At 35.3% G+C, this 13,780-nt stretch carries 10 protein-coding genes; all 10 read right to left on the minus strand.

Annotated features, from left to right (window positions below; translation table 11 throughout):
- The 10 genes from ACQKN2_RS16495 to ACQKN2_RS16540 all read right to left on the minus strand — a co-directional run bounded on the left by ACQKN2_RS16495 (position 1) and on the right by ACQKN2_RS16540 (position 13,627).
- Entirely contained in the window at positions 1–891 is an 891-nt protein-coding gene (locus ACQKN2_RS16495; RefSeq protein WP_427415899.1) for a response regulator, read from the minus strand.
- 734 nt (positions 892–1,625) lie between these two features.
- Positions 1,626–2,465: an amidase gene (locus ACQKN2_RS16500; RefSeq protein WP_427415900.1), complete on the minus strand. Its 840-nt coding sequence runs from the start codon at positions 2,463–2,465 to the stop codon at positions 1,626–1,628.
- A 371-nt stretch (positions 2,466–2,836) separates the two neighbouring features.
- Positions 2,837–3,997 (minus strand): dicarboxylate/amino acid:cation symporter, encoded by a 1,161-nt coding sequence (locus tag ACQKN2_RS16505; RefSeq protein ID WP_427415910.1) that lies wholly within the window; start codon positions 3,995–3,997, stop codon positions 2,837–2,839.
- Positions 3,998–4,183: 186 nt separating this feature from the next.
- Complete coding sequence (locus ACQKN2_RS16510) at positions 4,184–7,363, minus strand: hypothetical protein (protein ID WP_427415901.1); 3,180 nt, start codon at positions 7,361–7,363, stop codon at positions 4,184–4,186.
- Positions 7,360–8,784: a glycosyltransferase family 2 protein gene (locus ACQKN2_RS16515; RefSeq protein ID WP_427415902.1), complete on the minus strand. Its 1,425-nt coding sequence runs from the start codon at positions 8,782–8,784 to the stop codon at positions 7,360–7,362. The genes ACQKN2_RS16510 and ACQKN2_RS16515 overlap by 4 nt, the downstream gene beginning before the upstream one ends.
- Positions 8,781–9,827, minus strand: coding sequence for a HEAT repeat domain-containing protein (locus tag ACQKN2_RS16520; protein WP_427415903.1), 1,047 nt, complete (start codon positions 9,825–9,827; stop codon positions 8,781–8,783). Before ACQKN2_RS16520 ends, ACQKN2_RS16515 begins: the two co-directional genes overlap by 4 nt.
- On the minus strand, positions 9,824–10,705 hold the full coding sequence (locus ACQKN2_RS16525) for a response regulator (protein ID WP_427415904.1): 882 nt from the start codon (positions 10,703–10,705) through the stop codon (positions 9,824–9,826). Before ACQKN2_RS16525 ends, ACQKN2_RS16520 begins: the two co-directional genes overlap by 4 nt.
- Positions 10,706–10,999: 294 nt before the next feature.
- Positions 11,000–11,857 carry a MetQ/NlpA family ABC transporter substrate-binding protein gene (locus ACQKN2_RS16530; protein ID WP_427415905.1) on the minus strand — a complete coding sequence of 286 codons (858 nt, stop codon included), beginning with the start codon at positions 11,855–11,857 and terminating at the stop codon, positions 11,000–11,002.
- A gap of 83 nt (positions 11,858–11,940) precedes the next feature.
- Positions 11,941–12,609 carry a methionine ABC transporter permease gene (locus tag ACQKN2_RS16535; RefSeq protein WP_427415906.1) on the minus strand — a complete coding sequence of 223 codons (669 nt, stop codon included), beginning with the start codon at positions 12,607–12,609 and terminating at the stop codon, positions 11,941–11,943.
- Entirely contained in the window at positions 12,599–13,627 is a 1,029-nt protein-coding gene (locus tag ACQKN2_RS16540; protein WP_427415907.1) for a methionine ABC transporter ATP-binding protein, read from the minus strand. Before ACQKN2_RS16540 ends, ACQKN2_RS16535 begins: the two co-directional genes overlap by 11 nt.
- Positions 13,628–13,780 lie beyond the last annotated feature (153 nt).

A 13,780-nucleotide genomic window follows, 5' to 3' on the forward strand; every position in this document is an offset into this window, starting at 1 on the left:
TCATAACCTCGCAAATGTTCGCTTTAATTGTGCTTGAAATAAATTTAAATCAAATGGCTTAATTAAATACTCATCAACGCCACTTTCATATGCGTAGATCATATCTCCCAAAGACTTTCTATTTGTCATCATATAAATAATAAATTTCTTTTGATTAGCCATTTGCCTTAATGTGTGCAAGACATTGAGACCATTTTCACGTGGCAATATATCATTCATAATGACGATATGTGTATTTCCAGATAAATACCAATCCGACTGTAAAAATTCATGTCCATCTGAAAAAACTTTTGTTTCTAATTGAAAGTGATCAACTATCATTTTCTGAAGTGTTAATTCTAATACTTCACCAAAAGTAACATTTTCCTCTAAAATGCTAACTTTCACTCTTTCAATTGGCTGCGAACTATAACCTGTCACTACTTCGATTTCCCAAGGTTCTAATAGTTGACTAAAAACTTCAAACTGTTTAGCTATTAAATCGTCAAACATTACTTGGTCATTTTTAACCTCTACAATAATTCCCTGCAATGTAAAAGCTGAATTAGAAGGGAAGTTCTCATTTTTTACAAGTTGAAAAATTCGATTTAAAAACGCTTTCCCTTCCTCTTCACCATTTTGTGGTAACAAAATTCCCCACCGTAAACTACCTTCTAACCTAAAAAGCATATCGGTATTCCGAACCTTGGATACAAGAAAATGAGCAATTTGTTCCTCTAAATCTTCAATCACATTATTTTGATTGGGGTCAGTTACAGTTGCCTTTAAAAATATAATTGTCAATTCCATATGTGACCGAATAATATTTGCCTTTAACACATCAAAAAGTGGTATAATATCAATTCCATTCAAAATATTTACATTTTGTATCATTTTAGTTGAAGTGTTCATCCTATACTCCTCTTACAATTTTTCAATATGATATTTGTTTGTACTATGGAACTATCAGGTTCATCACCATAACGTGTGGTTGATTTATGTTTCGACTGGTAGCGTCCGATGAGTCGCTCAGCCCCCACTCCTATCAACTTACATATGGCATTCGTTTCACATTGTCATCCACTACTTTTGGTGATCAGCCAACTATCATGGTCAATAGGTATTTTTAATACAATTTCCACCTTACCAAATCAGTGTAAATAAAGCATTTTTTTCCATTAAAAACAATGACTACACTTAGTAAATCAAATTAGTATAACTGCTTCTAGAACTTTCTGTATTGAGGTACAAGTATTTTGTAGTTGCATTGCTTTTGCAACAAAACATCTACCGCAAGAAGATATAAAGATAGTTAACTATTAGACGAAAACATAATAGTTTTTTCTTTAGTGCATGTGCTTTTGGAGATAATATAATGGTAGGATTTTTCTTTTTAGAAAATAGTTAGGAGCTCTTTAACATTTTACAGTATATCATATTAGAATCGTTTTAGAAGAATATAACAGTTCAAACTTAACGAATTCTAAACAATTTAAAAATTGCGCCAAATAACATTGGAAAAATCTACAACTTTCCGCAAATAAGCTGAGGAAAGTTGTAGATTTTTTTCTTGTATGACAACGAACAAATGAAGCGAACATGCCTTTTTATTACTGATCTCTATTAATTTAATAGTAAATAAGATATTATGGTCGCATTTCCATCCAGCTTTCAAGATGGTGGATTGCAGTACCTTTAAAGCTCTGTATTTTTGAAAAATGTTTTTGAACTTTGTTCAATTGTTGATCCATATATGCTTCCCCTTCTTCTGAGAAGCTAACTAAGTCTCCTTCTGTTGACTTCAAAGTTTCAACACCTACAACAACTTTTTTATCCATTCGTTTAGCATATTCAATTTCATTTTTTACGATTTGTATAATGTCCTGTGAATTATCTCGATAAGCCATTATCGTCACACCATCTGAATAATTAATTAACCATTCAGATAAAATCCCCTTACCATATTTAGTCTCATATAAAATTTCGTCATACCAAAAAGGTATATCTAATTCTAGTGGTAACTTTAATGACCGTGCTTTCTTTTTCGCATGTATAACTAACTGTTGATAGGTTTGAATCGCGGTCGTTTGTTTTGTAGTCCAAATATGTGTTTCATATGGTTCAATATCTAAATGTATTCCAAAAAAACGTTGGGCCTCTGTTGCTTCACGTTGATAAAGCTCTAGCCAATTCATAAGTTGATTTTGATACTCAATGCCATTCTCTGTAATCCAATAGGATTCTCCAGCAAGTGCGTATATTTGAATGTTTTTTGCGGTAGCCTTTTCTATAAAATTTTGATAAACGCTTCTCGATATTTCATAATCAATTTGTAAATAAACTTTGTTTATTCGTTTACTTTCTAAAAATTGTAATGTATTGGATTCGTTATCTACAAGTATCCATGGATTCCAAATCCATGTAGAACGTTCTTCTTCTGTAATACTATCTGCCTTCATGCTTGTACTATTTAGTGACATAAACAATATGCATATGATCACCAACTTAATCTTTCTACTAATAATAATTTCACTCCGCCCCATTCGTTCAAACTAGTTATACCATATCGAAAATTTCCATAAATGGAAATAAACAAAAAGAAGGATATATTTCTTCTTATTTTTGCTCCTCATTGAATAGGAATTTGTACTTAAAATACTGATCAATCTATCTGTATTTTTCTATAGACACATGCCGGGCGCATCAAAAAAGCAATATGACCACAAATGAGATCATATTGCTTATTATTAAATAGTTTTATCCGTCACTGGCGGTTCGTTCCGTCGCTTTGATGATTCTATCCACGACTTCGACTATTCTATCCGTCGCTGCAGCGGTTCTATCCGGTACTCAGCTTTTATGAATTAGTCTCTTTGTTGAAACGATCGACAATCATGGCTAATGCACCATCTCCCGTTACATTTGTAGCTGTACCAAAGCTATCTTGTGCTAAGTACAGTGCGATCATTAATGCAACCATTGTTTCATCGAAGCCGAGCATTGTTTGTAGTAAACCTATCGCTGCCATGACTCCTCCGCCTGGGACACCTGGTGCAGCAACCATCGTAATACCTAGCATAAATATAAAGCCGACGTATTGTGCAAAACCTATATCCATACCGTTCATCATCATAACACCTAAAGAACAAGTTACGATTGTAATCGTACTACCCGATAAATGAATAGTTGCAAACAGTGGGATTGTAAAATTCGTTACTTTTTCTGAAGCCCCTGTTTTTTGTGATTGTCGCAATGTCACCGGAATAGCTGCAGCTGAAGATTGTGTGCCTAATGCTGTAAAATACGCAGGTAGCATTGTTCGAAGTAACATAAGTGGATTTTTCTTATTTAAAGTTCCCGCAGCAGTGTATTGCACTAGCAATATTACCCAATGCATCACAATTATAAGTGCGAAGACAATTGCGAAGACAGATAATATTTTTGCTACTTGTCCTCCATATGTCATGTTCAAGAAGATCCCGAAAATATGAAATGGTAAAAGCGGAATAATCACAAATGAAATCACTTTTTCAATGATGACATTAAACTCTTCAAAACCACGTTTCATCACATCGCCTTTGATGGCAGTCATACCAATCCCTACGATAAATGCAAAAATTAATGCTGACATAACACCCATTAATGGAGGCATTTCAACTTTAAAGAATGCCTGTGCTAAAAATTCCTCTGGGTTTTTCATGCTTTCCATAGCACCATTTGATATGAAGTTGGGCAACACATTTCGCGCTACCAAAAAGGCGAATATGCCTGCAATGATTGTTGAGAAATAAGCAAAGAATGTTGCCAATCCTAATAATTTTCCTGAGCCTTTCCCAAGCTGAGCAATGCCCGGAGCAATAAATGCAATAATAATAAGTGGTACTACGAAATTTAAAAAATTACCGAATAAGCCATTAAATGTTGCAAATATACGTACAAATGGCTCCGGCATAAAACTTCCAAGTATTACCGCTAACAAAATAGCGACAATAATTTTTGCCAATAAACCAAATTTCAACTTCACTATATTGTCCTCCTTAAAAAAACAACTGTATTTCTCGAATGTATTATTAGTAATTTAACATAAACAATCGAGAGAATATACAGTTCAGGGAATAGGCGGAATTGCAAAACTTTTCTTTATTTTCTATTGAACAATGAAAAAACTTAGAATAGGTAAAACTTTACCTATCCTAAGCTTCCTTTAATACGCTTTAAATAATTTTTGTAAAATATAATATGATTGTTTTAAACGCTCTTCAGACTTAGGCGTTTGCCATGGTTCCCAAGAATAAGCTGAGAGTGTCGGTAAGACTTGGTCTTTTGTCTCTGGTAAAGATTCTACAACTTTACCCTCTTTATCAACAAAGACCGCACCAATATAAATATTATCGACTTTCGTTGCAGCTGTCTCTCCATCTTTATATAAATCTCCCATAAACTCACGCTGGCTTGGATCTTTTGCTTGAATCAGTAGCCAAGGAATTCGTAACTCAATCACATTATCATCCGTCCACGTATAGTCTACTAACGAATTATAATCTTTTGCTTTCGGATTGGCATTTCCTTGAAGCAGCTTCCCTGTTTCATAAGAACTGAAATCAGTAGTAATGTCTTGTTCTGGTAGGTACAGCTCTTTATTTAACACATAATAAATCGGTGCAAACTTACCACTATTTTTTGTAGGAACTGCCATACGAGGCGGAGTCAAATTAATACTATGACCGTAAAAATAATCATAGAAATCATAGTATTCATCTATGACAACTCGCGAGTCTCCACTTTTATTTAATTCCACAATAAAATCTACACCATTTGAAAACGTCATATCTTTTATTGATGTTGCTGAAGTATTCCCTTGATTTGGTACTACATCTAGTAAAATACGAGGTGAGGCTTTTTCTAAAACATCACTTTTTAATTTAAGATACAAATATCTTTCGTCATAATCGACAGCAAAATCTGTTGAGTCAGAAGGTGTGGTATTGTACATTTGTGTACCTTTCCACTCCTTTGTATCGCCATCTACTTTCACTTTAAATTTATCAAAGCTAAGCACGCCAAATTGTTGTTCATTCGTTTGTGCATTAGACCAAAACGGTCGTCGATTTGGATCATCATAATCCATCGTATTCCACGTCCGCTTAAACCACTCATCTTGCCATGTAAAAACAAGACCTCCGAGCAAGCCTTCATGCATAATATCTTCATATAAATGTTGAAGCGTTTCACCTTGCTGCTGTTCGGACATATGGCCCTGATTCCAGCCATAAACATTTTCATGTGTCATACCACGAGCTGCAGGTATTCCAAATTCCGCAATAAGAACAGGCATATTATGCGCTTCATGTAGTTCTTTTAAATACCCTGCATAACTATTTTTATTGCCCCGGAAATCTTTATAATTTAAATATTTTTGGTCGAAGTTAAAGAAGTCAGGGTAATATGGATACACATGATAGGAAGCAAACTGACCTGGTGTCTTCATCTCACCCTTCGTATAGATGGCATTTGGATTTACGCCTACTAAATCCTCATCCTCAGAAGGCTCAGATGGATGGTCTAATAAGTCAGTTGTTACCCAGTTTGTAAAACTCATTGGACGGATCCAATTATATTTGTCCTTCTCATAAACCGTAATAAGATCCATTTGCTCCGCTAACCAATGCTCAAATGGTGCAGCATTTTTCGTTTCAAAATACTTCCCATTATATTCGCCTATAGTTGCATGTTTTTCGTTCGTACCAACAACCATATGCGGATACCATTCGATTCCAAGCACCCAGCCTATTATATATTTTGAAACGTCTACATCATATAATCCTGAGGCATGTCCTGTTACCGGCTTCACATAAGTATTACCGTGGATTACGTCCACCATTCGCTTCATTTCTTGTTGGAAATCCTTTAAGGTAGCTTCGTCATAGGCATCTAATGAATCAACCAAGCCTTCCTCATTAATCCATACACCATGCAATACATACAGTGGTTTATTTGGATGTTCTTCATTGTATTTTGCAAGTGCCCTATAAAAACCTGGCGGGTGTAATGTATAGATACGAATCGTATTGGCATTCATCTCAGCAATTTGACGGAACCATCGATAGTACTCTTCTTCCGTAATAGCTGCTTCGCCAGGGAATGCTCCTGGTTTACCCATACCGATATTAACGCCTTTAAAGACTAGTGGCTCCCATTTCCCATCACGCAAGACTTCAAATGACTCGCCCTTAATACGTGCGTTATAATTTAATTTGTCATGATTAACGTTTTCTTGAACTTCTTTTTGCTCAAACGTTTCAAAAATTTTGCGCATGGCTGGTACATAGATCGACCAATAAAACGAACTATCTGCATACTTCTCAGCATATTTATAAATGGTCGGTAATCCTTTTATTTTGTAAAGGGTCGGTACCTGAGACATATCGTTAAAGTCTCCAGCAAAATAATAGCTCGTCGTGTAGCGTTTATCCTGTGAAACGATTGCCGCAAATTGCTGAGGAATATCGTTAGCCTCTAAAAGTTTTTCCCCTTCTTTTGTTAAGTCCCATTCATAATTAGCGAGAGCATCCTCTGCATATTTAGGTGTTATAATATCAAACCAATAGCCATACTCTGCGCGAGCTGAAGTATTAAAGAATTTTTTCCCTTCTTCAGTAAATTGCACCTGGATGCCTTCTGTTTTAACATGCTTGTCCAATTCTAGCACGATGAGTTTTTCTGTTATTTCATTAAATAGAAGAAAGCCACCGCCCTTGTATGGCCAATTATCACCATGTTCATCTATGACCCACTGTGGAATCTCTGTATTTTTATGATAATCAAGCTCGTCAAAATATCGCCCAATCCATCCAGACCATGAAATTCCTAAATAATCCTGTAACTCTTTTCTAACTTCCACTGATGTTGGTGACGCAAATGTATTGTATTCAGCAATCAACATACTTTTCTTGTTACTTGCTAAACGATTTACTATAGACTGCCATTCATCCATTTCCAAGCCGCCAACAATTTTTTCTGAGCGTTTACCTAAGCGCTTTTTTTCATTTAAATCATCCTTATAAACCCCATACGTGTCTGCCAAATAAATAACATCGTAATTACTATAGTCAGTCGGAAACTTTTTTTCTGACACTTTCTTCGTCTTATCATTCGGAAGCGTACCATAGTAATTTTTTTGTACATCATACGAATGATCATCGATTGTGTATTTATAATGGTTTAAAAACCAGTTCACACCTAAATGCTCTCGATAAGTTTCATTCGGAACTGTTTTATCTAGAATCGCAACGTTCAACGGTTTTTCATCGCTTAAATACCACCATGCTATAGGTGTAATAATGAGAAACAGAACGACTATAATTCCTATATATATACGCTTCACACACTTTTCTCCTTTTCACCAATGCCCACACGCTTCATATTACCCCAATCGCTTCTTCTTAAGACAAACCGAATTAATCCCTCACAGCGCCAAAAAAGAGTGATTGGTCGATACCAGAAAATTTCAGTAAATGCTAAAAGTATCATACGTAGTAGATCTCTCGGTTTCGGATAAGTATTCAAAATCCATGCTTCGAATAATATAGAGGCTATTGAGAAAATCACACCATAAATGACGAATAGCAATAACAGGATTATAGCTACTTCATAGTAGATTTTCCCTAAGAAAAATGCCACTACGATATAAATATAACCACCTAGCTCAACAAGTGGCCCTAGGCATTCTACTAACCAAAAATATGGAAATGACAGCAAACCTATTAAGCCATATTTAGGATTCAACGTCATCGTCTTATGCTTCCAAAGGCTTTCAAATAATCCTTGATGCCAACGTCTACGTTGGTTTCGTAAAACGCCTAATGTCTGAGGTGCTTCAGTCCAACACACAGGATCTGGAACAAATTCTATACGTTTCTTTTCTTTTTTCTTTCTTATCAAACGGTGAATATTCACGACAAGCTCCATGTCTTCTCCAATAATATTCGTTGAATAACCGCCCGCTTCCACAGCCCATTCCTTCGAAAACACACTAAATGCTCCCGAAATAATAAGCACAAGATTGTATTTACTTAAAGCTATTCTCCCCATTAAAAAGGCTCGCGCATATTCTATTATTTGCATGACTACTAAGTAATTATTTGGTAAATGCGTTTCAGTAACGGAACCAAGCTGCATTTTCGCTCCATTGGCTATTCGGATATTTCCTCCAGCCGCAATCACTTCACCGTCTGATAAAATAATCGGCTTCATCACACGAAGCAATGATTTTTCATCTAAGATTGAATCACCATCAATAGAGCAGAAGTATGGATATTGAGATACATTAATACCAACGTTCAATGCATCTGCCTTACCACCATTTTCTTTGTCTACTAAAATACAATTTTTATAGATTTCTGATTCATAAATTTGTTTAACTTCTTTTGTAGGGATATTTGCACGAACAATTTTATCAACGGGCTTCATTCGGAAATGTTCGATTACGGTTTGTAGTGTAGAGTCAGTCGACCCGTCGTTAATAATGATAATTTCCGTTTGTGGATATCGTAAATTCAACAATGAATAGACTGTGTCTACAACCCCAATCTCTTCATTATAAGCAGGGACTAATAAGGATACTGGTTTTGAGTAAAAGGCATCTGTATGTGCATCATCATACTCTGAGGGATCTAATTTATAGCGTTTTCGCATTGCTAGCATGGCAATAACAAACATTGCACAATATGAAATAATAACAAATAGCATATACAACAGAATAAATCCGCCAAAGAACCACATACAAAAATCTAAAAATACTTTCATTTGTTCCCTCGCTTTCTGACTATTGTTTCCTGTGCCATTTCAATTGCATATGGGTCATTTGAGGACTCCATAAATTGCTGTAATTTCGCAATTCCTTCTCTATTTTCTGCAATTGTTTTAGCAGCCTGTGAGCGAACCCACCAATTTTCATCTTGAAGAAGCTGTTCTAAATAAACATAAGTATAGTTTAGTGGTACATGCTTAAAGATTTTCGCAACCATTAATCTTATTTCCCACATATCTGATGTCACAAATGGAACATAAGGATCGATTTCATCAATTATACCAATTTCATAAAGACCCTTTAATGCTCTTATTTGTACTTCTGGAACCTCATGTGTTAATAGCTGTTTTAACTGATCAATATATTGCATATTTCTTTTGACAGCTGCCGTATCAATTGCAGCAAATTGAATATTGGTTGTCCAGCTATTAAAGCCTTCGAATAATCGAATAAATACGTCATCCTCTAACAATACAAATACTCTTCTATATTCGCTTTCAGAGTAATGAACGCTTGATTCTTTAATTTTTTCGATAAACAATTCTGGTTGGAAGAGAGAGTATATTTTTAACAGTTGAAAATATTCCTCCTCCGAAATTTTGGTTTTTTCGAATTGTAGACATGTCTCTAATAAATCCTCTATCTGTAAATCAGCAATATGATATAAAGCATTCATCCTTATGCTCCATCGTTTACTGGACAAATCCTTTTCATAAAACTCTTTTAAATATTGATTAGAAAACTCTTTTATTTTATGTTCAACTTTTTCATCGATTATATTTTTCAAATAAGATGAAAAGATTATTTCTATAGCTGCTACTTGCGCTCTTCCTCGAGGTACAAGCGCTATAGAGAAAATTTCATCATTGATTAAATAGTTGTACCAATGCTGTGAAGAGTTTTGTAAAAAAGTATCACGTACTTCTGCAAAACGCATCTCCCGCTTGCGCTGAACAAGTATATAGATCGTAAATAAAAATAGAACTACTAATAAAACACTGCTGACCGTTAAAAGAAAAGGAATCGACAGCTTGATCATAGCCAAAACCTCGCAAAAGTCTTCTTAATTTTTGCTTCTAACAAACGTAAATTAAATGGTTTTACGATATATTCATCGACGCCACCTTCATAAGCATTAAGTGTCGCACCTTCTGAGTTTCGTTCTGACATCATATAAATGATGAACTTTTTCTCATTCGGCATTTCTCGCAAAATGTGCAAAATTTCTAAGCCATTTTTACGTGGTAAAATATCGTTCATCACAACTAAATGCATATGGCCTGTTTTATAGTTATCGGACTGTAAGAAAGTATAGCCATCTTCATAGGTTGACACGTCTAAAGCATAATGAGGAATGTCTAAATTTTTGAGTGTCGTTTCTAGTACGTTTCTAAAGATTTCATTTTGTTCAATAATGCTAACCTTTACTTGCTCCATTGGTTGTACACGATAATCTGTAACCTGTTCGACTGACCAAATCGGCTGTTCGTCATCTGCTAGTGTGTGCTTATTTTTATCTAACAATGTTTCAAAGTCCACATTATTATTTCTTATTTCAGTAACGGAAGCTTTTAACGCTATTTGTTGAAATTCCCTTTCTTGCGTTAGAATTGCGAATATCCGTTTTAAAAACGCCTTTACCTCTACCTCACTACTTTGCAGAAAAAATATTCCCCAATGCTTGCCATCTGCTAGTTGGAAAAGTAAATCTGTTTTTCGTATTTTTGATTTTAGAAAAGCTGAAATTTGATGATTTACTTGATGATCTATATCAGTTCCTTGTGAGGAATTCGCTACTTTAAAAAAGACTGCAGTCATTGTTAAACGCGAGCGAATAACACTCTCACGCAAAATTTCAAAATAACCCTTCACCTCATGTTCCTGCATGAGGTCTTCTGCAATGATTAATTTATTCATTAATGTTCACTCCAGTTGATGGAAGAAGCATTTTTTTCTTCTTCATTATTTTTCTATCATTCTCTTGATTTATAAACTCAACAACTATAGTAATAAAGATGACTATACAATTTCTATACAAAATTTTTGGTAAATCGGTCACTTTTAAAATAGTATTATATTTTTGCTATAAACTACAGAATAATTCCTCTTTTGATGAAAAGTTGTATTTTTCTGACAAAAGATATCCTTTTTATACAAGAAGAAAGAGTATGTAAGTTTTATACTTACATACCCTTTTCGATAAATTTCAAATTATTTAACTGGTACAACTGAGCCTTTCCACTCTTCAATAATGAAGTCTTGGATTTCTTTAGATTTTAATACTTCAATTAATTTTTTAATTTCTGGTTTTGTTTCATCACCAGCACGTACAGCGACAATATTTACATAAGGAGATTCTTTATCTTCAAGAGAAATTGCATCTTTCAATGGATTTATGCCGTTATCGATTGCAAAGTTCGAGTTGATCAGAACCGCATCACCTTCATTATTTTCATACATTTGTACAAGCATTTCAGGCGCTGTATTTGCATCGAATTTGAAGTTTTTAGGGTTTTCTGCGATATCTTTTATTTCAGCTGCTGTTTTATCAACACCATCTTTTAATTTAATTAAGCCCTTAGCTTCTAACAATGAAAGCATACGACCGTGGTCTGAAACGGAGCTAGAAAGTAAAATTGTTGCACCTTTTGGTAGATCCTCAAGAGATTTATATTTTTTAGAGTAAATTCCGATTGGTTCAATGTGAATGGCACCAGCATTAACAAAGTCATAGCCATTTTCTTTCATGCTAAGTTCTAAGAAAGGTAGATGTTGGAAATAGTTTGCATCAAGTTCGCCAGATTCTAAATGTTTGTTTGGTAATACATAGTCTTGATACGTTTCAATTTTAAGATCGATACCTTCTTTAGCTAAAATTGGTTTTGCTTTTTCCAAAATAACCGCATGAGGCGTATTAGAAGCACCTATTGTTAATGTTACATTTTCTTTATTGTCTGATTTATCACCAGATGATGCGTTTGAGTTTGTATCTTCTTTTTTACCAGCACCACAAGCAGCTAAAGCTAGCACTAATACCGATAAAAATAATCCTGCTAATAATTTTTTCATTTTATTGCACTTCCTTTTCCTTTATTAAAGTATGTTAGCGGTATAAAACCGAAATAACCTCTTTGATGTCGAGCTGCGCCTTTTTAGCGTTTATCTGTTTTGGCTGTTATTATGTCGCCAATCCATTGAATAATAAATACTACTATTAAGATTAATATAGTCGCCATTAAAGTTACATCTTGGCGATTACGTTGGAAACCATCTAAGAATGCTAAGTTTCCTAGACCACCTGCACCTATAATACCTGCCATCGCAGTATAGCCAACAAGTGCTACAGCCGTTACAGTAATACCAGAAATAAGCGCTGGTAACGATTCTGGAATTAATACTTTCCAAATAATCGTTGACGTCTTGGCACCCATTGAACGAGCTGCTTCAATAACACCTCTATCAATTTCACGTAAGGCAATTAATACCATCCGTGCATAAAATGGTGCAGCTCCGATAATTAGTGCCGGTAAAGCCGCATCTGCGCCACGAATTGTGCCGAGTAAAAATTTCGTAAACGGAATTAATAAAATAATCAATACGATAAATGGAATCGAACGGAAAATGTTAACGATTGAGCCTGTTAAAAAGTTCACCAGTTTATTGGCCCATAGTTGGTTTGGACTTGATAAAAATAATAAGATCCCAATTACTAATCCAAGTATAAATGTGATAACCGTAGAGATTGTTGTCATGTACAACGTTTCATACGTAGCTTCCCACATTTTTTCCCAGTCGACATTCGGAAAGAGACTAGTTAGCATTTGCAATCACCTCCGTTTGTACTTCGACTGTATGCAAGTAGCTAAGTGCAGCTGCAACATTCGCCTCCGTGCCTTCAATTTGCACAATAAGTGTACCGTACGCGCCATTTTTCGTTTGCGAAATATTACCATGTACTATACTTACTTCTACATCAAATTGTTTTACAAGATGTGAAATAACAGGCTGCTCTGTTTTTTCTCCTACAAAGATTAACTTAACAAGTTGTCCATCAGGGTAATTTGCTTTAATTTGTGCCACAGTTTCCTGTGTTTCCTTCGTATCTGTAATTTGAGAAACGAATTTTTTTGTAATGGCCGCTTGTGGCGCTTGGAATACTTGTAATACTTCACCACGTTCTACAATTTCTCCAGCTTCCATAACCGCTACACGATGACAAATTTTGCGAATAACGTGCATTTCATGTGTGATTAACACAATCGTTAAACCTAATCGTTCATTAATATCGACAAGTAAATCTAGGATAGCATCTGTTGTCTCTGGATCCAGTGCGGATGTTGCCTCATCACATAACAATACTTCTGGATTATTAGCAAGTGCACGGGCGATGCCTACACGTTGCTTTTGCCCCCCTGATAGTTGTGATGCATACGCATTAGCGCGTCCGTCTAAGCCAACTAGTGTGATTAATTCTTTCACACGTACCTCACGTTTTGCCTTTGGAACACCAGCGATTTCTAGTGGGAAAGCGATGTTTTCCGCAACAGTTCTAGACCAAAGTAAATTGAAATGTTGGAAAATCATACTGACCTTTTGTCTAGCATCTCTAAGCTTTTGCCCCTTTATGGATGAAAATTCTTGATTGTTAACCGTTACCGTACCAGATGTAGGCTTTTCTAAACCGTTTAACAAACGAATCATTGTACTTTTACCAGCGCCACTATAACCGATAATGCCAAAAATTTCACCTTTATTAATAGAAAGGTTGACGTCTTTAACTGCTGTTAATTCGCCATTCGAGGTTTTGTATTTCTTCGTAATATTTTGAAGATTGATCATAGCGAATTCTCCTTTTCTCTTATCAATTATGCCTCGGCATAATTGCGTCCGGAATCGGCTTTGTGCTTAGGCCTGCTGAGGGCCGACACGATGCCGGTCATTTCGGTAATGCCACAGGACGTGGCGTTTTTACCGATGCAGGTCAGTTAGCCG

Origin of the sequence: Lysinibacillus sp. NPDC093688, assembly GCF_050280145.1 — a bacterium.
Classification (GTDB): domain Bacteria; phylum Bacillota; class Bacilli; order Bacillales_A; family Planococcaceae; genus Lysinibacillus; species Lysinibacillus xylanilyticus_B.

Bases quoted from the DNA above. Each gene is read 5' to 3' on its own strand.
- ACQKN2_RS16495 (WP_427415899.1), bottom strand. From the start codon at position 891: ATGAACACTTCAACTAAAATGATACAAAATGTAAATATTTTGAATGGA.
- ACQKN2_RS16515 (WP_427415902.1), bottom strand. From the start codon at position 8,784: ATGAAAGTATTTTTAGATTTTTGTATGTGGTTCTTTGGCGGATTTATT.
- ACQKN2_RS16520 (WP_427415903.1), bottom strand. From the start codon at position 9,827: ATGATCAAGCTGTCGATTCCTTTTCTTTTAACGGTCAGCAGTGTTTTA.
- ACQKN2_RS16525 (WP_427415904.1), bottom strand. From the start codon at position 10,705: ATGAATAAATTAATCATTGCAGAAGACCTCATGCAGGAACATGAGGTG.
- ACQKN2_RS16530 (WP_427415905.1), bottom strand. From the start codon at position 11,857: ATGAAAAAATTATTAGCAGGATTATTTTTATCGGTATTAGTGCTAGCT.
- ACQKN2_RS16535 (WP_427415906.1), bottom strand. From the start codon at position 12,609: ATGCTAACTAGTCTCTTTCCGAATGTCGACTGGGAAAAAATGTGGGAA.
- ACQKN2_RS16540 (WP_427415907.1), bottom strand. From the start codon at position 13,627: ATGATCAATCTTCAAAATATTACGAAGAAATACAAAACCTCGAATGGC.